Source organism: Vibrio sp. KUL78 (genome assembly GCF_059725505.1).
Genome location: NZ_AP045837.1, coordinates 1,242,976 through 1,264,265, shown reverse-complemented (window position 1 = coordinate 1,264,265; position 21,290 = coordinate 1,242,976). Strand labels below are relative to the sequence as shown.

General features: G+C 47.4%; 22 protein-coding genes. 10 read left to right on the top strand and 12 right to left on the bottom strand.

Translation table 11 applies throughout. The annotated features are described in order from the left end of the window. Window positions 1-8: 8 nt before the first annotated feature. The 4 genes from AC6I8Y_RS06150 to AC6I8Y_RS06135 all read right to left on the bottom strand — a co-directional run bounded on the left by AC6I8Y_RS06150 (window position 9) and on the right by AC6I8Y_RS06135 (window position 3,876). Window positions 9-1,406, bottom strand: a complete 1,398-nt coding sequence (locus AC6I8Y_RS06150; RefSeq protein WP_498021091.1) for a di-heme oxidoreductase family protein — start codon at window positions 1,404-1,406, stop codon at window positions 9-11. A gap of 65 nt (window positions 1,407-1,471) precedes the next feature. After that, entirely contained in the window at window positions 1,472-2,731 is a 1,260-nt protein-coding gene (locus AC6I8Y_RS06145) for an imelysin family protein (protein WP_498021090.1), read from the bottom strand. A gap of 160 nt (window positions 2,732-2,891) precedes the next feature. Further along, complete coding sequence (locus AC6I8Y_RS06140; protein ID WP_234494017.1) at window positions 2,892-3,488, bottom strand: GTP cyclohydrolase II; 597 nt, start codon at window positions 3,486-3,488, stop codon at window positions 2,892-2,894. A 214-nt stretch (window positions 3,489-3,702) separates the two neighbouring features. Further along, on the bottom strand, window positions 3,703-3,876 hold the full coding sequence (locus AC6I8Y_RS06135; RefSeq protein WP_234494018.1) for a hypothetical protein: 174 nt from the start codon (window positions 3,874-3,876) through the stop codon (window positions 3,703-3,705). A 227-nt stretch (window positions 3,877-4,103) separates the two neighbouring features. On the opposite strand from AC6I8Y_RS06135, the gene AC6I8Y_RS06130 reads away from it, so the two are divergent. Both AC6I8Y_RS06130 and dbpA read left to right on the top strand, forming a co-directional pair. Further along, complete coding sequence (locus AC6I8Y_RS06130) at window positions 4,104-4,574, top strand: WbuC family cupin fold metalloprotein (RefSeq protein WP_234494019.1); 471 nt, start codon at window positions 4,104-4,106, stop codon at window positions 4,572-4,574. A 119-nt stretch (window positions 4,575-4,693) separates the two neighbouring features. Next, complete coding sequence (gene dbpA / locus AC6I8Y_RS06125) at window positions 4,694-6,076, top strand: ATP-dependent RNA helicase DbpA (RefSeq protein ID WP_498021089.1); 1,383 nt, start codon at window positions 4,694-4,696, stop codon at window positions 6,074-6,076. A 35-nt stretch (window positions 6,077-6,111) separates the two neighbouring features. Here the strand turns inward: dbpA and AC6I8Y_RS06120 are convergent, their stop codons facing one another. The 6 genes from AC6I8Y_RS06120 to AC6I8Y_RS06095 all read right to left on the bottom strand — a co-directional run bounded on the left by AC6I8Y_RS06120 (window position 6,112) and on the right by AC6I8Y_RS06095 (window position 12,433). Further along, window positions 6,112-6,678: a ferredoxin-type protein NapF gene (locus AC6I8Y_RS06120; RefSeq protein ID WP_498016802.1), complete on the bottom strand. Its 567-nt coding sequence runs from the start codon at window positions 6,676-6,678 to the stop codon at window positions 6,112-6,114. A gap of 18 nt (window positions 6,679-6,696) precedes the next feature. Beyond that, complete coding sequence (locus AC6I8Y_RS06115; protein WP_498021088.1) at window positions 6,697-7,305, bottom strand: TorD/DmsD family molecular chaperone; 609 nt, start codon at window positions 7,303-7,305, stop codon at window positions 6,697-6,699. A gap of 81 nt (window positions 7,306-7,386) precedes the next feature. After that, complete coding sequence (locus AC6I8Y_RS06110) at window positions 7,387-8,229, bottom strand: DmsC/YnfH family molybdoenzyme membrane anchor subunit (RefSeq protein WP_498021087.1); 843 nt, start codon at window positions 8,227-8,229, stop codon at window positions 7,387-7,389. Window position 8,230: 1 nt separating this feature from the next. Continuing rightward, complete coding sequence (locus AC6I8Y_RS06105) at window positions 8,231-8,845, bottom strand: DMSO/selenate family reductase complex B subunit (RefSeq protein WP_042477459.1); 615 nt, start codon at window positions 8,843-8,845, stop codon at window positions 8,231-8,233. A gap of 10 nt (window positions 8,846-8,855) precedes the next feature. Then, window positions 8,856-11,303, bottom strand: coding sequence for a DmsA/YnfE/YnfF family dimethyl sulfoxide reductase (locus AC6I8Y_RS06100; RefSeq protein WP_498021085.1), 2,448 nt, complete (start codon window positions 11,301-11,303; stop codon window positions 8,856-8,858). A 299-nt stretch (window positions 11,304-11,602) separates the two neighbouring features. Then, on the bottom strand, window positions 11,603-12,433 hold the full coding sequence (locus tag AC6I8Y_RS06095) for a LysR family transcriptional regulator (protein ID WP_498021083.1): 831 nt from the start codon (window positions 12,431-12,433) through the stop codon (window positions 11,603-11,605). Between the two features lie 106 nt (window positions 12,434-12,539). Here AC6I8Y_RS06095 and AC6I8Y_RS06090 point away from each other — a divergent pair, with 106 nt between their 5' ends. After that, a complete protein-coding gene (locus AC6I8Y_RS06090; protein ID WP_234494025.1) occupies window positions 12,540-13,190 on the top strand; it encodes a glutathione S-transferase family protein in 651 nt (216 codons plus the stop codon). Between the two features lie 72 nt (window positions 13,191-13,262). Here the strand turns inward: AC6I8Y_RS06090 and AC6I8Y_RS06085 are convergent, their stop codons facing one another. Continuing rightward, window positions 13,263-13,478: a TIGR02450 family Trp-rich protein gene (locus AC6I8Y_RS06085; RefSeq protein ID WP_252014659.1), complete on the bottom strand. Its 216-nt coding sequence runs from the start codon at window positions 13,476-13,478 to the stop codon at window positions 13,263-13,265. 197 nt (window positions 13,479-13,675) lie between these two features. Between AC6I8Y_RS06085 and AC6I8Y_RS06080 the strand changes: the two genes are divergently transcribed. The 6 genes from AC6I8Y_RS06080 to AC6I8Y_RS06055 are packed head-to-tail and all read left to right on the top strand — an operon-like array spanning window position 13,676 to window position 19,548. Beyond that, window positions 13,676-14,350, top strand: coding sequence for an ABC transporter ATP-binding protein (locus tag AC6I8Y_RS06080; RefSeq protein ID WP_498021082.1), 675 nt, complete (start codon window positions 13,676-13,678; stop codon window positions 14,348-14,350). A gap of 31 nt (window positions 14,351-14,381) precedes the next feature. Then, window positions 14,382-15,620, top strand: coding sequence for an ABC transporter permease (locus AC6I8Y_RS06075; protein ID WP_498021081.1), 1,239 nt, complete (start codon window positions 14,382-14,384; stop codon window positions 15,618-15,620). Next, the gene (locus tag AC6I8Y_RS06070) at window positions 15,613-16,404 is read left to right on the top strand and encodes an outer membrane lipoprotein-sorting protein (RefSeq protein ID WP_498021080.1); all 792 of its coding nucleotides are present in this window, start codon (window positions 15,613-15,615) and stop codon (window positions 16,402-16,404) included. The genes AC6I8Y_RS06075 and AC6I8Y_RS06070 overlap by 8 nt, the downstream gene beginning before the upstream one ends. After that, window positions 16,401-17,726, top strand: a complete 1,326-nt coding sequence (locus AC6I8Y_RS06065; protein WP_498021079.1) for a hypothetical protein — start codon at window positions 16,401-16,403, stop codon at window positions 17,724-17,726. The genes AC6I8Y_RS06070 and AC6I8Y_RS06065 overlap by 4 nt, the downstream gene beginning before the upstream one ends. Beyond that, window positions 17,727-18,770 (top strand): sensor histidine kinase, encoded by a 1,044-nt coding sequence (locus AC6I8Y_RS06060; RefSeq protein ID WP_498021078.1) that lies wholly within the window; start codon window positions 17,727-17,729, stop codon window positions 18,768-18,770. 10 nt (window positions 18,771-18,780) lie between these two features. Continuing rightward, complete coding sequence (locus tag AC6I8Y_RS06055; RefSeq protein WP_498021077.1) at window positions 18,781-19,548, top strand: LytR/AlgR family response regulator transcription factor; 768 nt, start codon at window positions 18,781-18,783, stop codon at window positions 19,546-19,548. Between the two features lie 7 nt (window positions 19,549-19,555). Here the strand turns inward: AC6I8Y_RS06055 and AC6I8Y_RS06050 are convergent, their stop codons facing one another. Then, complete coding sequence (locus AC6I8Y_RS06050) at window positions 19,556-20,440, bottom strand: LysR family transcriptional regulator (protein ID WP_498021076.1); 885 nt, start codon at window positions 20,438-20,440, stop codon at window positions 19,556-19,558. Window positions 20,441-20,572: 132 nt separating this feature from the next. Here AC6I8Y_RS06050 and AC6I8Y_RS06045 point away from each other — a divergent pair, with 132 nt between their 5' ends. Further along, a complete protein-coding gene (locus tag AC6I8Y_RS06045; protein ID WP_498021075.1) occupies window positions 20,573-21,244 on the top strand; it encodes a type 1 glutamine amidotransferase domain-containing protein in 672 nt (223 codons plus the stop codon). Window positions 21,245-21,290 lie beyond the last annotated feature (46 nt).

Below are 21,290 nucleotides of genomic sequence, written 5' to 3'. Positions count from 1 at the left end.
CCATCTCCTTAAAGCGAGTTCAAGAACGCAAGTAGTGCTTCACGCTCTTTCTTGCTCATCGCCAAAACCTGATTTCTAGCGGCTTCTGCTTCACCGCCATGCCACAAAATCGCTTCCGTAAGGTTGCGAGCACGACCATCATGTAAGAAATAAGTGTGACCATTTACCTCCTGGGTATAGCCAATACCCCAAAGAGGTGGCGTGCGCCAATGTGAACCAGATGCTGCGTACTCTGGACGCCCATCAGCCAGCCCTTCTCCCATATCGTGCAGCAATAAGTCTGTGTACGGGTGAATAGTTTGATTCGACAAAGCAGGTAGATCTGCTCTTTGTGCTGTTTGTATGTTCGTTCTATGACAATTCTCACAGCCTACTTTTTTAAACAGAGCCTCACCTTGCAAAACCTCTGTATTATCGATGTTACGACGCTGGGGTACCGCGAGATGTTGCGTATAGAATTCAACAAAATTTAAGATCTTGTCACTCACCTCAGGATCACCACCACTCAGGCTATCAGTGCACAAATCTTGCTTATCCGTGCAGTTCTCCTCGGTGAACAGGGAACTTGTTAAACCGACATCACCATTGAATGCCGCAGCATTTTGCTGCATAAGGTTTGGTTGTCCTGCCTTCCAGCCAAAGCGACCTAGCGCCATCTCTTTACTGCGCACATCTAAAACATAGTTAGGGATACCTGCTACCGCTGTGCCGTCGTTTGCCTGCTGCTCAGCAAAGTCGAGAATAGTCGCTTCAGGCACCGATTCTAGTAAGCCAAGACCAATCATAGGTGGTGCAACTCGCGCAGACATCATCACGTCAGGGTGCATATCGCCGTATGCCAGTTCGACAATGTCTAGGTTTGGCTTACGAAGCATCACACTCGTACCGTCTTTAAAACTTACGGCAAGTTCATCGTAAGTAATGTGTATTTGACCTTCTGGGTCCATATCAGGAAGCGCAAAATCTTGTAATTGCCCACCATAAGTTGGTTCTGGGATAACACCCGACACTTTCACCGCTTGCTTTTGCTCTTCCGTCGTCGCAGGAATACTCAAACGAACAAGCATAGACACAGCATGCTGGTCATTTTCTTCAGGTGGGTGTCCTCGTCCATCCTTGATATGACAGTTTTGACATCCGTTGGTATTAAACAGTGGACCTAATCCATCTCTAGCATCGGTTGACGCAGGCGCTTGAACCCAAGGGTTTCTGAAAAAGCTGTTTCCGACACTAAAATCTAAGCGCTTACTCATTGGTAAGTTGGCCGCAGGCATCGAATACGCATTGGGTCCGTCTTTCTTAACGGTTGTTTTACCACCAGAGAGGCGGGTTGGTGTTGATTCAGCAGAAACTGAAGTGGCAATTAGGGCTAAAAGCGTAACCCAGATAGTGTTTGATCTAGACATACAGCACTCACAAATAGAACAACAAAGGGGGCAAGCGCCCCCATTTCACTGATTAATTATTATGATTAAAACTCGTGGTCAGCAGTGTCTGGGCTTAGGCTGTCAATGCCTACAATACCTGCTGCACGCTCGATTGACCCCGTTTGCGCGACTAGCGCTACGATAGTTTCATTAACGAGTTTGTTGCCTTGTGGGTTATTTGATGCAATCAGCTGATCAAAGTATTGATTATCTTGCTCTGCAGAAGTGACAAGTTTACGAACTTGGGTACGCGCTATGTCGAACTGCTTTTGGATCTCTTTTGCAGCCGTCTTGTCTTTTTGCTCAACAAGATTGGCGATGCTTGGACCATCTACCAGTGTGCCATCTGCACGAACGTAGGTACCTGTGTATACGTTATAAATACCTTGCTCATTGTAATAGTGAGAATTGTGAGTGTTGTCAGAGAAACAATCGTGCTCATCCTCTGTAGAGTTCGCCTCAAGTGCGACCTTCATGCGCTCACCAGCAAGTTCGCCCAGCGATAGCGACCCCATACCAAAGAGCATCTTACGCAAGCCGTTGTCAGCTTTATCTGCAAGAAGTTCAGTACGATAGTTACCTTTCTCAGACGCAGACCACTGTTTCTCCATCCACTCGAGATCTTGAACTAGAAGTGCTGACGCCGCCTTGAGGTATTCTGCGCGACGCTCACAGTTGCCGTTAGTACAACCTTCTCCGATTACGTAATCAGTATAAGGACGTTCACCCGCACCTGCGTTAGTACCGTTAAGGTCTTGACCCCAAAGTAGGAATTCAATGGCGTGATAGCCTGAAGCAACGTTGGCTTCTGATCCTCCAACTTCATTGAGATCGGCAATGGCTTGAGGTGTGATACTAGACACATCTAACGTCGTTGCGCCAATTTTTAAGGTTTCGTTCGCGACAATATTTGCCTGAGCACCTTCGTTACCCAGTTCGTACTGATAGTCAGCACTAACGTAGTCGATCAAACCTTCATCGAGTGGCCAAGCGTTAAGTTGCCCTTCCCAATCGTCAACGATGGCGTTACCAAATCGAAACACCTCTGTTTGCTGATAAGGAACACGCGATGCAAGCCAAGCTTGTTTCACATCCGCAAGCCCTCTCTCCGAAGGATTCGCTAAAAATGTGTTAATAGATATGTCTAACTCTTTCGCCGTAATACGAGCGTCGGCAAATACTGCATGCGCAAGATCGGCGTAATGTTCAACAACTTGGTCTTTAGTGACTGCAGAAAAAGCAGACGTAGATGTGATGAGAAATGAGGCGGCAATTGCACCCTTCACTGCGGTTGTTACATTCATGAAAGCATCCTTGTTGAGCTTAATTCTTATTATTTAGTGCGAATTGTTATCATTAACACTATCAACCGCGATAATACCTAGTTACAATTTATTTTCAAGGACGAATACAAAAAAACCTCACAAATGTGAGGTTTTCGTTTCAAAGAATTAACAGTCGGTACTAGAGCTCTAAATGATGCTTTCCGTGAGAAACCTTTGCCTTCAGATAATTCTCATTGCCGTCTTTAATATGGGCACTCGTATTAACGACATCTTCGATATTGATGCCGTGTTCACGCAGTTCGCGGATCTTTTTCGGATTATTAGTCACTAATCGAATGGAATAAACGTCCAACGCCTGAAGCATCTGCGCCGCTTCTGTGAAGTCTCGCAGGTCATCGCCAAAACCGAGATGATTGTTCGCTTCGTAGGTATTCATGCCTTCAGACTGAAGCTTGTAGGCATCAAGTTTGTTGTATAAACCAATACCACGACCTTCTTGGCGCAAGTAAAGAATGATTCCACCTTCGCGGCCCATTTTCTGAATAGTTTCCTCTAGTTGTTCCCCACAGTCACAACGCGACGAATGGAAAACGTCCCCAGTTAGACATTCAGAATGCATTCTCACTAATGGTAGTGCTTGGTTCTTATCTGCTGCCTTAAAGATGATAGCAACATGTTCTTTGTCGGTGTTCAAACCGCGAAAAGAGAGCATTTCCGCGTCGATATCACTTTTAGCACCGACTTTTAATTGTATTCTGGCACGTACTTCCGCCATCGTATTTCCTAATAGATTATCTGAGGCTATTAGTGAGCTTATCTCAGCCATAGTCTGTTTCTCCAATATGGGAACTATGGGGGCTATTACTTAACTTTTCAACAATAAGATCACTGTGACAAATGTTATATTATAACATTTTGAATTGAAGTAAAACGAAAAAAGCCCCGAGCATGATACTCAGGGCTTTGAAATTCTTATCTTTTCTTAACTGTTAAGCTTGCTTTTGTTTCCAAACCGCAAGTTGTACCCAAACGTTTTCAAGCTCAGCCAATTCTTCCTCAGTCAACAGGGACATGGTTTTTGATGTGCTCGAAGCACTCGCACCATTAGACGAACGCAGGTGTGCGTAAAAGTCTTTCTTTAACTGGCTGATCACTGCTTCCACTGCTGTTCCACCTTACGTTTGAGTCGCTCCTTTAACTAGGCATCATACCATTCTGATCAGATCGTACAGCTTTTCTCCCCAGCTATGGAACTGCCATCACAGTTTGGAGTAGTTTTTCTGCCAATTTTCTAAATTTTAACACTCCTCGGACGATAGCGAACTTTTTGTACTGAACTTTTTTTGGTCCTCTGTACAATATCAGCAAACTTACCAACGAAGTAAAAGCAATGTTGAAAATCATAAGTAACCAAGACTTTGACACGTTTTCTCAAAACGCAAAAGAAGCACCTCGTAAGCGCAGTCATCATAACTTACACGAGCAGTTAGATGCTGGTGTACAACGCCTATTCATTTCAACGGAACCTGATACCTACATGCGTCCTCACCGTCACAGTGAAGAGCACAAATGGGAGCTGTTTTTGGTACTAAAAGGTCAGCTTGACCTACTCATTTTCGATGATGAGGGCAATGTGACTCAACGCCACAGCCTATCACCAGACACAAACCGAGCGATTGAGATCCCACCGGGTACATGGCATGGCTATGCATGCATGGAATCAGGTACGGTCGGTCTAGAAATTAAAGAAGGCGCCTATATTCCAACGCCTCAAGAAGACTTTGCACCTTGGTCGCCAGCAGAAGGTGAAGACGGTGCTAATGAGTACCGAGATTGGATGCGCACGGCTCTTCCTGCATAATCGACTCGTCTTATAAAGCCACTTTACTGGCTAATGTCCTCAGTCAGTCATGTTTTTGCTGGTAACATCGACCATAATGTTGATAATACTCGCTCCCTAACGCTGACTGAGGATACCTCGTGACCACTCCGGCTTTTTCCACACTAAATCTACCGACTGAATTATTGAGCACATTGGATAGCCTTGGCTATACCAATATGACGCCGATCCAAGCGGACTCTCTACCAAAAATCCTTGATGGTAAAGACATCATCGGTCAAGGCAAAACCGGATCAGGTAAAACAGCTGCATTCTCACTCGGCTTACTCGCTAACCTCAACGTTAAGCGCTTTCGCGTTCAATCCTTGGTGCTCTGCCCAACTCGAGAGCTTGCTGACCAAGTGGCTAAAGAGATCCGCACGCTAGCTCGTGGTATCCACAACATCAAGGTATTGACGCTTTGCGGTGGCATGCCGATGGGCCCTCAAATCGGTTCACTTGAGCACGGCGCACACATCCTCGTCGGTACTCCTGGTCGTATCTTGGATCATCTGGAGAAAGGTCGTATCAATCTTGAAGAACTGAACACCTTGGTGTTAGATGAAGCGGATCGCATGTTGGAAATGGGCTTTAAAGACGCGCTCGACGCTATCATTGGTGAAGCACCACGCGATCGCCAAACACTGCTATTCAGTGCAACCTTCCCCGAGCAAATTCAAGCGATCGCATCAAGCGTGATGAAACAGCCAGAAGTGGTGAAGGTTGAGAGCAAGCACGATCACTCCAGCATCAAGCAGTTCTTCTATCAAACGGAAACGGTCGAAGAGCGCGATAACGCGTTAGAAAACCTTCTGCTGACACATCAACCTGAATCAGCGGTTGTATTCTGTAACACCAAAAAAGAAGTACAAAACGTTGCCGACGAGTTACACCATCGCGGCTTTAGCGTCATTGATATCCACGGTGACCTTGAGCAACGTGACCGTGACCAAGCTTTAGTGCAGTTTGCTAATAAGAGCGTGTCTATCTTAGTTGCAACCGATGTTGCAGCGCGCGGTCTAGACGTCGATAACCTAGACGCGGTTTTCAACTACGAGCTGTCTCGCGACCCAGAAGTTCATGTACACCGCATCGGGCGTACAGGTCGTGCTGGTAACAAAGGTCTGGCGTTTAGCTTCTATAGCGAGAAAGAGTTCTATCGCGTGGCGCGCATTGACGAATATTTGGATATGCCTATCGAGCCAAGCACCTTACCACCAGCATCATCAAATCGTCCTTACCAAGCTAAGATGACAACAATTCAGATCCAAGGTGGTAAGAAACAGAAGCTTCGCCCTGGCGATATCCTGGGCGCGTTAACGGGTGATAAAACTCTATCGGGCAGTCAGATTGGCAAGATCAATATGTTCCCAATGAGCGCTTATGTGGCGGTAGAGTCATCGATTGCCAAGAAAGCACTCGGCAAGATCACCAACGGTAAGATGAAGGGGCGTAACTTCCGCGCTCGTATTATTAAGGCCTAGCCTAAACGGTATGACCTTATAGAGACAATGTGACCTTATAGAGACAGTGTGATGGATGAAAAGGGGCAACCTTGTTTGCAGCGTCCACATCCATCGCACTGCTGCTCATTGACGACAGGCAAGCTGTCATCTTCAAGTTGAATGGCATTTTGTGGGCACGCTTCCTGGCATAGGTAGCAATCGCCAAACAGTGCATTCTGGCAGCTTGGCAAGAAGCTTGGCCGCAATCCATTATCAATGGTGCTGCCATGTAGAGCGCCTGTCGGGCAGCTTTTACTGCACTCTCCGCACTGGCTGCAATACCCGTAGTCCAGCGTTAGCTGTGCTAACTCACCTTCGATGGCAATAACTTGCTCAGGGCATGCCTTTTGACATTCCCCACAACCATCACAGATTTGTTGAAACAGCACCTCTTCTATGGCTTTCGGAGGCCTTGGTACCAGTCGGACAACCTGCTCAGCACTTAACGTCGCGGTAAGCGAATCGCCAGACTCAGTGGGAGTACGAGTCGCGCCATTTGTCAGAGCACGAAACAAACCACGACGGCTGATCGTCTTGTGTTCCATGTAGGCTTTTACGTATTGCTCATCACGACTCATCATCTTTCCTGTCATCTAATGTTAGCGGTATAACTTCACAGCTTTAGGCGTTAGCTCTAAAAGCTCTTGCACTGCCTCACACCATTGAGAAACCAACGACGCAAGCTGTTGATAGCTTTTAGTCCTGGCATGTTCTTGTACCAACTCGAAGTAGCGATAGCACCAAGTGAGTAAGTGTTCGGCAAATAAGGCCTTCACGGTATCAATATCTTGTTGCTGCTCAATCAATTGACTCACCGCAAACAGCATCAAACCAATCTGGTCCTCAGGTTCTCGCATGCCGGTATCGAGCTCGATGTCGTGCTGGCGCAGGAACTGACGGTAAGCAACGGTGCTATCACCGAAGATCACCTCTTCCTTGTCGGTATACACGGAGCCCCAAGGCGGCGCTAACATGACTTCTCCACCCTCGAACAGCAGAAAAAAGTCTTGATTGAGCGAGTCAGGGAGTTCGGTTTGAACGGTATTGCACCAAGCCTGAATATCACTGTCGGCGAGCGCTAAATCTTGCGACAACGCTTGGATCAAGGTTTGGTTGTTACTATCAGTCAGTGGAAAGTACAAAAGTGAGCCGAACACTTTTGCCATGGTTTGCAGGCTTTGAAGATCAATAACGTCTGATTGTGACATGAACTAAGATTACCAAGTTATTCTAAACAATAAAGTTGAGTGTAATAGAGGGCAGGCACAAACGCCTACCCTCCTCACTCATTACATGCCAGCGGTCATGTGAAGACCGAAGAACACGCTGCGACCAATTAGCTCTGCAACCATAACCATCGCAAAACCGATCACCGCGATTGGCATAGAGCGTGATTCAGAGCGCATTGCCCAAACCCAAGCAGCAATACCAGCAAACACCAATACAAAGCGTAGGTTCTGAATTTCTGCCATGTTTGGCACAAGCTCAGCGGCTGATACGATTGCTGAATGAATACTTGGTAGCGAACCCACCATGGAGATCGTCGTCATCACCAGCGCTAGGCCTGCAACAGATGTAACAATCGCCGTGATCTTACCAAGCCTAGGACACTCAAGTTTCGCACCGCGCATCAAAATAAGTGACAGCATCACGCCGCACACCACTGCCGTTAGTGCAAAAGATTGACCGGTAAACGGCGTATCCCAAGTTGGAACAGTGTCAATGATATACACATTGGTCATCGCGTACATAAACACTACGCCAATTACCATTGCCGCCACCAGCAAGCCTTTGCGAATCGCTTCGCTGCCTTTGTCGATAACCGACAGCAACCAGTAGATACCACCCAAGCCAAAGAACATAGAGCCAAAGAGGATCTCGCGTGATAACCACGAGGTACCCACTTGATTCAAAGCGTTAATAGCGCGCATCGGGCTACCTAGGTGCATGGTTGAGGCCATAAAGCCAAGTCCCATAAACACCCAGATAAAGAACATATTACGAGTGATGCCCGTTTTCACGTGCGCATCGGCTTTGCCAAACAGTGTGATTAGACCCATCACGATAAATGCACCGACCGCAGTTTGTGCAAATACAGTGAAGAAAATCAAAGGCCATTCATGCCATCCCATCTTAGACCTCCTTAGGGTTTGCTAGGTGACCAGTCGTGTCATTAGTTGGACGCGCATGACGGTTTGGCTTGATCACAATATTAGGTTTCGTCAATGACGATGACGGAAGCGGCGCCACATCGGCGTTGGTACCATACTTAGCGCGAAGCTCAGCAATTGGACCAAATTCAAGTGCGCGTAGTGGGCAAGAGCCAACACAGATAGGTTCAAACCCTTCTGCTACACGCTCAAAGCAGCCGTCACATTTCGTCATATGGCCCTTTTCTTTGCTGTACTGTGGTGCACCGTATGGGCACGCGTTAGCACAATGTTTACAACCGATACACACCTTTTCATCCACGATAACGAAGCCGTCTTCGCGCTTATGCATTGCACCTGACGGACATACTTTCGCACACGCAGGCTCATCGCAGTGGTTACAGGCAATAGAGGTGTAGTAAGCGAATACGTCCTGACGATAGGTACCATTCTCCTCTACCCAGTTGCCGCCAGCGTACTCGTACACGCGGCGAAAGCTGCGGTCGACACCCAAATCTTTAAAGTCTTTGCAAGACAACTGGCAGGTTTTACAGCCAGTGCACTTACTCGAGTCGATATAAAAACCGTATTGTTTCATGAGTTAGTCCTTACGCCTTCTTAACCAGTTGAACTTCGACAAGGTTGGTGTGTTGTGGGTTACCCTTCGCCAATGGACTTGGCTTTTGGGAGGTCAACACGTTGATTGAACCGTTATGGTCCACCTTATTGCCATCTGGTGCGTACCAAGCGCCCTCACCCAGAGCCACAACACCTGGCATCATTCGTGGGGTGACTTTGGCGTTGATTCGAACTTCGCCACGGTCGTTATAAATCTTGATGCGATCGCCATTTTTGATTCCGCGACGCTCAGCGTCCATTGGGTTGATCCACATCTCTTGTTGAGCTGCTTGCTTAAGCACATCAACGTTTCCGTAGGTTGAGTGGCAGCGCGCTTTAAAGTGGAAACCGGTGAGCTGCAACGGGTATTTATCGCGCATTGGCGAATCCCAGCCCTCAGACGTGCTGACATAGATTGGTAGCGGGTGAATCACATCACCTTCAGGTAGCTCCCATTCCGCTGCCAGTCTTGCTAGCTCTTCAGAATAGATCTCAACCTTGCCAGACGGTGTCGTCAGAGGATTATTCTCAGGATCTTCACGGAATGCTTGGTAAGCAACGTAATGACCATTTGGGTCGCTACGCTTAACAATGCCTTGCTTGCGAACCGTTTCAAAATCCGGCAGAGAAGCATCAAGCTTCAAGGTTTCAGCGTAAAGGTGACGCAGCCAACCTTCCTGGTCGCGGCCTTCAGTGAACTCACGACCCACGCCCATACGCTCGGCAAGGTCAGAACAGATCTGGTAGATGCTGCGTGCTTCAAACTGAGGTTCAATCGCTTTATCTGCAAAGATGAAGTAAGGCATGTTCGCCGCTTTACCATCCATACAGAAGTCCGCCTGCTCTGACGTAGTTAGATCTGGAAGAATAATATCCGCATATTTAGCAGAAGAGGTCATATGGTTATCAATCACCACAATCATCTCACACGCCTTGTCATCTTGAAGGATGTCGTGAGTACGGTTGATGTCTGAGTGCTGGTTGATAATACAGTTACCTGCGTAGTTCCAGATGAACTTAATTGGCACATCTAGCTTATCTTTACCACGTACACCATCTCGAGTTGCCGTCATTTCTGGGCCACGAACAATCGCATCAGTCCAAAGGAACATAGAGATAGAGGTCTTGATTGGGTTTTCAAGCGTAGGGAAACGAACAAACGGAATGTTATAGTCCGACTCACGTGCACCAGAACCACCACCATGGATACCCAGGTTACCAGTCAGCAATGCCAGCATAGCGATGGCGCGAGAGGCAATCTCACCATTTTGAGTACGTTGCAAGCCCCAGCCTTGGTAAATCGCACATGGCTTAGTTGAGCCAATTTCACGCGCTGTCTTAATGATGATATCGACCGGAATACCCGTGATAGGCGCTGCCCATTCCGGCGTTTTCTCAATGCCATCTTCACCTAGACCAAGGATGTATGACTTATAGTCGCTATTCGCTGGTGCCGATGCTGGCAAGGTCTTCTCGTCGTAGCCGACACAGTATTTGTCTAGGAATTCTTGGTCTACCAAGTCTTCTTTGATCATGACATGAGCCATTGCCGCGATAAAAGCAGCATCTGTACCTGGCTTGATCGGGATCCACTGATCCTCATGACCTGCTGCTGTATCGTTATAACGCGGGTCGATCATAATCATGCGCGCATTAGATTTGGCTTTGCTTTCAATCAAGTGGTGAATCAAACCGCCGCCCGACATACGTGTTTCTGCAGGGTTGTTACCGAACTGAACGATAAGCTTACTGTTCTCCGTATCTGAGAACGAGTTACCGTTTGCCCAGCCGCCGTAGGTGTAACTAAGACCTTTAGCAATCTGTGCAGTTGAGTAGTCACCATAGTGATTCAGGTAACCACCCGTTAGGTTCATTAGACGGGCAATCAACGACTTACCCGGAGGCCAAGACTTAGTTACCGTACCGCCCAGTGTGCCCGTACCGTAGTTCAGATAGATCGCTTCGTTGCCGTACTCTTTTTTGATGTGGTCAAGGCTATTAACGATCTCAGTGTAAGCCTCATCCCAAGAGATGCGCTTGAATTTACCTTCACCACGCTTGCCGATGCGCTTCATCGGATACTTTAGGCGGTCAGGATTGTAAACGCGGCGGCGCATAGAACGACCACGCAAACAAGCACGCACTTGCACATCTTTATTGGCGTAATCATCGTTACCTGTGTTGTCGGCATCGACCCACTTAATCTCACCATCCACTACGTGCATACGCAGAGGGCATCGGCTACCACAGTTAACAGTACATGCGCTCCAAACGACCTTTTCATCGCCTGGTGCTGATTTGGTTTCTGCGTGTGCAGATTTGAAGGGGAGAGAGATGGCACTTGTTGCCGCTGCGAGACCGCCGATGGCCGACGAGGATTTGATAAATCCTCGACGCGTCAACGACGGCGCCAATAATTGCTTCAGTTTATTAGTCATATGGACATGCTCGATTATAGTTATGCATCATCACGTCCATGTTACAAACGAAAAGCCGTGCCACAGTTGACTGAAATCAACTCTACTACTTAATAGGTAATTTCTTACAATTTCTTGTCATTTAGTGGAATATTTTTAGAACACTTATTTATAAAAATTAATAATTTATCACCACCTCGAAAAGCAGGTGTTTATATTGATAATTATTCACTGTTAGGAATGCGAATTAATACCAAATTAACGCCTAATTTGTGTGCAAAATTCCCGACCAACTTTCAGTACTTCTCCATTTAATTTGTCTAGACTGAGACACTATTCTGGATGCGCTCGATGAGAGAAGTAGTAATCATTGGGTGAGCTTTTCCTCCCGTAAGTAGTGCAATATCAACATTTGGAAGCGGCGGCATATCTGCTAGTTCAACTACACCCGACCCCATCGAAACTCTGCCCATCACACCAATGCCTAACCCGTCCTTTACCATCCCCCTCTGCGCCGATGCTGTATCGCAACACGCAAGCAACTGGTGTCGTCGACCTTGCTTTGTCAGGGAGTCAATCGCGGCCGCATGATATTTACAATCTGCTTGAAACAAAACCAACGGAAGTACATCGACAGAGAGGTCAAAGTTCTCTGCTGCTATCCATACACCTTGGTCGGAATATAGCCAGTATCCCTCTTCACTATTCGGGGCGCGAGTAACGATGGCTGCGTCTAATTTTCCCTCATCGAGCCACTCTCTCAACACAACACTTGGTTGGCTGAAGACTTGGATGGAACACAAAGGTTCATACTCACGGATCGCACTGATGATCTTCGGAAGCAATGATTCATTGTAGTCTTCAGGGCAGCCGAGTCTCAGCGAGCGCTTATTTTGATAGCGTTTGATTTTGTTTAGGCTGCTGTCGTGAAGCTCTAGGATCTGCTTGGCATCTGCTCTTAAGGTAATACCCACTTCCGTAAGCACCACATTACGTCCTTCTTTCTCAAATAATGGTGCCCCAACTTCAGACTCTAGCTTCTTCATTTGCGCACTGAAGGCAGATTGGGTTCGGTTAATTTGTTTTGCGGCTCTTGTAAAACTTCCAGTTTCAGAGAAGGCAAGAAAGCTTCGCAGTGACTCTATATCCATACTGTCGCTACCTATCGATCCTTTGAATGATACCCATCAAAACTTTGCGTTAGTCCTCCATCAAACCATTGATTATGATAAAAATCAAACAAGCATAGGAGGCAAAATGAAACTGTATATTGGAAATCAAAACTACTCGAGCTGGTCACTCAGAGCATGGCTTATTTTTGCCCAAAATAACCTAGACGTTGAAGTAGAAAAACTCACGCTCTTTACACCGGAGTTTTATCAAACGCTCTCAGAAATCACGCCAACAGCGAAGGTACCCACGCTCGTAGACTCAAACGTCACTACGTGGGATTCTCTGGCTATTCTGGAATATGTCAATGAGCAATATCTCGATGGCCGCTGCTGGCCAGAGTCACCTTCAGAGAGAGCTAAAGCGCGTGCGTTAGCGAGTGAGATGCACTCTGGATTTATGGCGCTTCGTAACGAACTTCCAATGAACTGCCGTGCACGCCGTCACGTTGAGCTCAGCGAATCAGCGCTTGCGGATATCCAAAGAATCGATGCGATGTGGTCAGAGCAAATGAGTCTTTTCCCCGAACAATGGTTATTTGGAGAATGGTCCATCGCAGACGCCATGTACGCCCCCGTGGCACTTAGATTTAGAACCTACGGAGTTAAGCTCAGTGAGCCTGCTCAACGCTATCAAGAGAAGGTGCTATCGAGTGCGGCGATCTTGAGGTGGCTAGCTGAAGCCAGTTCGGAAAGCGATATCGTTGCTGAAGATGAAGCTGGTGTAGAAGTCGAGTAGCTAGCGGAGTGGTTAGTCTTCGTTAACCACTCTAATCCAACACCAACTGATCGGTACATAAAACGTAAGAGCTCACTTCCAGCCTTGTAACCACATTTCTTTATCTTTGAGCTCTCGCCAATCCATATCTAAAGCTCGCTTTGACATAATCGCCTCTAGCTGACAACCGATGACCACGCCCTCTTCATCACGATCCACATCCACCACAATGAAGTGCTTTTCTTTCTGTTTTGGGCTCACTGCGGTCCATTTGCTGTTCAGTAACTTATTGGGATTAAACTTGTTTATCTCTGAGTTCATAAGATTCGATACCAGTTGTTTGTCTCTTCCTATTCCACGCAACTGCCAGGGATTCGATCAGTGACTGAAACCCATTTATCACGGCGACTGACCATTTATCTCCGTTAATCACCGTTTATCGCATTGCGTCACACTGCTTATTAACAATACGTAAATTAAAGACAAACCTATCGCAAGGAGTCGACATGATTACGTTTAACCATCTCAGTAAAAGTTACCCATTAGGACAATCTTCAGTACAAGCACTCAAAGCGCTTTCTGGTGACATTCAAACAGGTGAGATTGTTGCACTTTGTGGACCTTCAGGCTCCGGGAAGAGCACCCTACTTAACATCCTTGGATTACTAGATACACATTACGACGGCGATATTCACTTTGCTGGAAACACCATTAGTAAATGTCCAAAGGCGCTGACACGATTTCGCCGAGAGAACATTGGCTTTGTGTTTCAACGATTCAACCTGATCCCCGTTATGTCAGCATTAGAGAACGTTGCTTATCCGCTAATGCTCAACAAAATGCCTTATTCAAAACGTATGGAGCAAGCCGAGTATTGGCTTGAGCGTGTTGGGCTCAGTCATGTTAAACATCATCGTCCCGACCACCTTTCTGGCGGTCAACAGCAACGAGTCGCTATAGCACGAGCCCTGATCCACAACCCACAACTCGTCATCGCCGATGAGCCGACAGCAAGCTTAGACAGTGAGTCAGCAGCACAAATCGTCGAGTTGATGAAGCAACTGAGCCACGAGCAAGGCACCACTTTTGTCGTAGCCACCCACGATGTTCGAATGTCGAGTCGCTGTGACAGAACTATCCACCTTGTCGATGGGACTTTGTCTTCCCATGCCATCAACTAAAACCAACATCACTCGTCAGTAAGGAAGCACCATGATTCAGTCTCAACTACAAGGTTTCAAAGCCGCCAGCTTGTATCTGGTCAGAAACAAACGCAGGACCCTACTTTCACTCATTATTGTGGCGATTGCTATTTTTTCGATTACGGCTGCTGCAGGGTTTGGGCTATTTACCTATCAAGCGCTAGAGCGTTCAACCGCGAATGACGTCGGACATATCACTATCAGCCAACCGGGTTACTTTGAGAAAGAAGAAGATATGCCACTGCAAAACGGCATCGATGATTACTTGACGCTAAAACGCTTGCTAGAAGGCTCTATCGATAGCAAGGGCATACAGCCAAGAGTCTATTTCTCTGGCTTGATCTCAAACGGTCGCAAGTCTTCAATCTTCGTTGGCAATGGCGTCGAACCGAGCGAATTTGCTCTGCGAGAGGATTTCATTGGCTTGCAGTCTGGCAGTACGTTATCAACCGAAAGCCAAGACGGCATCATGCTGGCAAATGAACTGGCTAACAATCTGTCAGTGGACATTGGCGATTGGGTAACGCTACTTGCGACTACGAGCGACGGCGTACTCAATGCCATGGACTTTGAAGTCGTAGGACTATACTCCACCGGCGTTCCAGAACTCGACAAAAGACAGATTCATATTCGACTATCGAGCGCCCAGTCGTTACTCGCATCGACGAAGGTAAGTGCCGTTTCCGTTTATTTAGACAACACCCGTTTAACCGCACCAGCAATGCAAGCGGTATCAAGTACGCTGAACGACACTAACGCATTTTCAGGCTTACAACTTACGCCATGGTATGAACGCGCGTTCTTCTATCACAAGGTTCGCGGCTTATATAACAGCATCTTCGGCGTGCTTGGCATCGTACTCAGCCTTGTAGTCTTTGTAGCTCTGTTCAACACCATGTCAATGACAGTATCAGAGCGTACCCGCGAAATCGGTGCCTTGTCTGCTATGGGCAGCTATCCACGTGAAATCATCGCCATGTTCGTTCGAGAGTCTATCGTCATTGGCTTGGTAGGCAGCGTTTTGGGCGCCCTACTCGCCTGGGTAACCACGCAACTGCTAAAGGTTGCCGCTATTCAAATGCCACCACCACCAGGGCGCAGCGAAGGCTACCCATTAGAGCTGGTCTTTTCTCAGGATGTCGCGGTCAGCGCGGGTGTCGCCGTCATCATTATTTGTGTATTCGCTGCCTTTATCTCAGCCAGAAAAGGCACTAAACGACCTATCACGGAGGCACTGGCTTATGTTTAATTGGATTAAAAAACCACGCATTGTAGCCGCTTCGCTGTTACTGTTTTCATTCAGCGGCAATGCCGCTACCGATCAGAAAGCGCTTATTGACGCATCAACTTCTGCAGCCGAGATTCTGGTAATGGCAGATAAGTACCGACTTGAAGACGAAGCCGCAAAAGTCGTGACGGAGGTCTCTCTCTTTCAGGACGGACAACTCGATAAAACACGCCAATATGAAGTTTATTTACGCCCTAACCGCGAGTCACTGGTGTTATTTAAATCTCAGGTCGAGCAAGGTCAAAAGATGCTGATGTTAGGCGACAACTACTGGCTTGTGATGCCTAAAAGCCGACGTCCAATTCGCATCACTCCCATGCAGAAACTGCTTGGTGATGCCTCGGTAGGCGACGTATCTACCCTGACTTGGAGTCAGGATTACACTGGGACCATTGTCTCTAATAGCAAGGCTGGCGACATCTCAGACGTTCCAACGCTCCATCTATCACTCACCGCAAAAACGGCGGGCGCAAGTTACCAGTCGATAGACCTATGGGTCGAGAAAGAGAGCGGATTTCCAGTTCGTGCGGATCTTTACCTCACCTCTGGTAAGCTTGCCAAGAAAGCCGTATTCGAATCTGGTGAACGACAAGGTAGCCGACGAGTGGTCACCATGACACTTCTCGATCAAATCCAAGAGAACAAAAAAACCGTCATCAACTATCAGGATGTCGCGCCTTATGAGTTAGCGGATAAATACTACAACCCAGCTTATCTATCAAAGAATAAGCGAGTAGAACTATGAGAACTTCCAGCGTTCCACTTTTCACAATCAAACCGTCGTTTTTGTGTTGTGGCTGGTTAAAGACGACACTTGTAAGTGGCGCGCTGGTGTTATCTTTGCAATGCCAAGCAAGCTCAAACTCGATATGGGATGATTTAGCTGTAGAGACCGACTATCAAGTTAATCTGCAGTCCATAGGTTCAGGTGACAGCGTGTTTGTCCCAAACAGCGGTGATTCAAGTCGTGAGCAAATCAACGCGCTGCTTGATATCAGCGCGCACTATAAGTCCATCAGCGGTAATATCGCACTGCTTGGCACTTCTCTCTATGACAATGGACAAGCCCCTCAACGTCAAGTTGAAGCTGTCATCACGTCCCTTACTTACGAAACCAGTGTGATACTAGGAGGCATCGATTGGGATCTCTTGCTCGGCAAAGCAAGGCTTGATTGGGGAGTCGGCTATGGCTACCGCGTATGGGACATTTTCACCCCGTATCGACGAAACCCCGTTGGTATTCAAGTGGAGGAAGGAGCTGGCACCGTTGCGCTTTCACACTATGGCGTGGAATCGGAGTGGACCTTGATTGCCACTGACTCTAGTTGGACGCAACTCGACACCACAGAGTATGGCAAAGCCAATCAGCAGCAAGGGTTTGGCGGTAAGTACTACCGTTTGATGGGTGACCTAGAGGCACAGGTTATCGCTTACTATGACAATGTTCGGGAAGGGCTTGTAGGTGGCAGCCTAGTTAATGTGTTCAACAATGCTTGGTCAGGTCACAGTTCTCTATCCTATTCGCGCTCCTATCAAGGCTACGGTTTTGAGCCTGGACGCCCTGCGCAGCTCCGTAAACAAAGCCATGCGACGCAGTTTTTGGTAGGAGGCACTTGGTCTCACGCTTCGGGTATCAGCGTTATTGGGGAATACTGGTATGACTCACGCGCTTGGCATAAGGACCAATGGCAGCAGGCGCATGAATACGCGAAACAGAATCCAAGTCCAGTTTCTGCGTCTTATGCTCTTGGCTACACTCAGCAAAATATGGTCCAACACAACATTATGCTGCATAGCCGCTTGGATCCTCTTTTTTGGAATCAGTGGGATTGGAGTAAAGACAGTCGCATATTACAAAATATGAAACCCCGTCTCGACCTTCTCATTGCGCCAGAGGATGGCGGTGTTATTGCCACACAATGGATCGATTTTGAGCTTATCGATACTGGTGACAGTAACCTCAATCTAGAGTTTGCAGCGCGATTCGTGACTGGCGCGTCAAACTCGGTGTATGCAAACCTACCTGATACCTATAACATATTGATTAATCTAAAAGGACGCTTCTAAATGATGATTCCAATATCAGAGAACAGCTGGGCTCGCTCACTATTCATTACGACTCTGTTTTGTGCAGGCATCGCTGTTATCACCGCATCGATCTGGGTGGCCCCCTACTTCGAGAACTTAATGATAAGCCTTGGCTATGGCTACAGTGCAGTGCTCATGTCTTGGCTTATCGAGCGTTTCGTTCCGCAACTGAAAGATAAACGAACCATCTCTCTGGCAATCTCGCTCCTTTTAGCAGTCACGCTTGGCACCGCTCATGCCTACCTGTGGATAAGCAAATACCCTGGATTCGATGTTTGGCAGGGCATTAAACCCATCTTACTGCTTGGCGTCATTTTTACGGCTGTCTGTTTCTACTTCTTCTACATGCAAGAGCAAAAAAATAATCTTCAACAAGCTCTCGAACAGTCAAAACGAGAAAAAGTCGAACAAGAAAAAACGCTGATTGAGTCGGAACTGAAACAACTACAAAGCCAGATAGAGCCACATTTTTTGTTCAATACACTCGCCAATGTCAGTGCCTTGGTGGATCAGGATCCAGCACAAGCAAAACATATGCTGGACAAGCTGACGCAGCTACTCCGAGCATCGATGGCCCGCCATCGAGTCAATCAAGTTTCGGTAAAATCTGAAGTCGACTTAATTGACGCCTATTTATCGATACAGAAAATCCGTTTGAGTTCTCGACTGGATTTTGAGTTCATTATCGCGGATGCGGTGAAGCAACAACTTATCCCGCCCTACCTATTGCAACCATTAGTCGAAAACGCCATTAAACATGGTATTGAGCCCAGCATTGACGGTGGTACAGTGACGATACGAGCACGCTCTGATGCGCAGCAATGTATCCTAGAGGTGATTGATAACGGATTAGGTCTCTCGTTGGACAACACCGCCAGCACAGGTCATGGGATTGGGATTCAGAACGCCAAATCGCGTCTCAGTGCTTTATATCAAGACAGAGCATCACTGAATATCAGTGAAAACCAAACCGGCGGCGTTACCGCAAGAATCAAATTACCATTAGAGCAACCAACACCATAGCGGAGGCCACATGAAAGCACTTATCGCAGATGATGAACCCCTATTGCGATTTCACCTAGACAAGATGTTGGTAGATGTGTGGCCAGAACTTGAGGTAGTGGCTCGATGTGAAAATGGCGAACAAGCCCTTGCCGAGCTTGAGAACGCGTCGATAGATATCGCATTTCTTGATATTCAAATGCCTGGAAAGTCAGGGATAGAGGTAGCGCAGATAATCGCTAAGTCTCATCAAGATTCTTCGACGCCAGCGCCTTTGGTCATTTTCATTACCGCATTTGATCACTATGCAGTGAGTGCGTTCGAAGCCAACGCTATCGACTACCTATTAAAGCCTCTGCAAGAGGATCGCCTCATAGCGGCGTGCAACAAAGCTAAATCACGCCTCAAAGTGAGTGATGAAAGTCCAGACTTAAACGCGATTGTCGCCAATCTAGAAAAGCTTTCGATCAACACAACCCCGCAGTTTGCGAAATGGCTAAAGGGTAGCAAGCAAGACGAGATCCACCTTATCTCTGTTGATGATATTGCCTTCCTCAGGGCAGAAGACAAATACGTTACTCTTGTCACCGCCGACAATCGAGAATACGTGCTACGAAGTACCATCAAAGAACTGGCTACGCAGCTCGACCCCGATAGTTTCTGGCAGATCCATCGCTCAACCATGATTAACCTGCACAAACTCGAGAAAGTGAAAAAGGACCTCACGGGCAAAATGAATGCCTATATTGCCGGGCATAAACTTCCTGTCAGCCGCGCGTTGCAGCACTTGTTTAAGTAGCTTTAGCCTACTCTTGCCAATCCGAGAAGTGTTTGACTAAATAGTCTATCGCCATTCGCGCCCTTACCGGCAAGAAGCGGCGATTTTGATACACAATCCAACTACTCGATCCTTTACCCCAAAATGGTTCGAGAACTGGCTTTAATCTCCCCAATGCGAGTTTGTTTCCAAAGCTACTACGAGGCAGGTAAGCGATCCCTAGGCCTTCTTCACATGCCTGAAGAATGGCGTTCGAGTTATTGCTTCTCCACCGCCCGCTGACCCGAATAGCACTCATCGGCTTGCCCTCTTTTTCGAACTGCCAGTGGTCATTGTTGGCGATGATACAGCTGTGCTGCGCAAGATGATTCGGGTGAGTCGGCTCTCCAAACCGATCTAAATACGTTTGACTTGCAGCTGCCGCCATTGGTCTATCCACCAGCTTTCTGGCGACTAAGCCTGAATCACTTAGGCGACCATAGCGAATAGCAAAGTCGACCCCATCTTCAATGAAATTGACCATCCGAGTATTAAAATCCATCTCAACAGAAAGATCAGGATATTGCTTAGCAAATGTCATCAAAGCGGGAGCAACATAGTTCTCTGCAAATGCGCCTGCCGCACTGACACGCAAGGTACCGCTCAACTCAATCTGCTGAGATGAGAGTCGCTCATTCGCTTGCTGCAAACCAATGACCAGTTCTTTACACTGCTGGTAATAGACCTGCCCAGCGTCAGTCAGGCTAACCATTCGTGTCGAGCGAGCAAGCAGTGCTACCCCTACTCGCTCCTCTAATCTTGAAACTTGGCGGCTCACATGGCTGGTGCTGCAACCAAGCAGCTTGGCCGCAGCGGAAAAACCATGACTCTCTGCCACAGCAACAAACTCGTTAATCCCTTCAAAACTCTCCATTACCACTCCAACCGCCATTATCTTTGCTAAATAGCAATAATGTTTTTCTATTCTAGATGATTATCACTCATTTGATTTGCAATTAATATCAATACGTACAAACAAGAACCCGTCATCTCAAAGGAACTAATTATGAAAAAAGTACTCATCCCAGTGACCAACCACGCCACTCTCGGTGACACTGACCAAGCAAACGGCACCTATGCCCCTGAGCTTACTCACGCTCTAAGTGAAATTCTCGCGGCAGGCTTCGAGTACGATATTGCTTCTATTCAAGGGGGCAAAGCGCCGCTTTATGGAACAGATATTGAGGGTGATACCGTCAATGCCGAGCTTCTGGCGAATGATGACTTTCAAAACCGCATCAACAACACCATCCCTGTTTCTCAGGTGAACGGCGAAGAGTACGATGCCATCTTCTACCCTGGTGGCTTTGGCTTACTGTCAGATCTAGCGACCGATGAGTCGTTCGCAAACATTGCTGCAAAGCACTATGAAAATGGCGGCCTCATCGCGGCAGTCTGTCACGGACCTGGGGCACTACTGCCAATTACACTAAGCTCAGGGGAAAAGCTTCTCGCTTCAAAATCGGTCACAGGGTTCACGCGAGAGGAAGAAATCGACTTTGGCACTATCGACTCGATTCCTTTTTTACTAGAAGAGTCATTGGCTCGTACAGCCAGTCGTTATAACAAGGTGCAGCCATGGCAAGAGCTGGTCATCGTAGATGAGCGCGTGATTACGGGTCAAAACCCAACGAGCGCACACGGTGTTGGTAAAGCACTGGTTGAAAGCCTTAGCTAATCTAAAAAGCTAATCCTAGAAGTTAAGCTCGCAATTATGTCTAAAA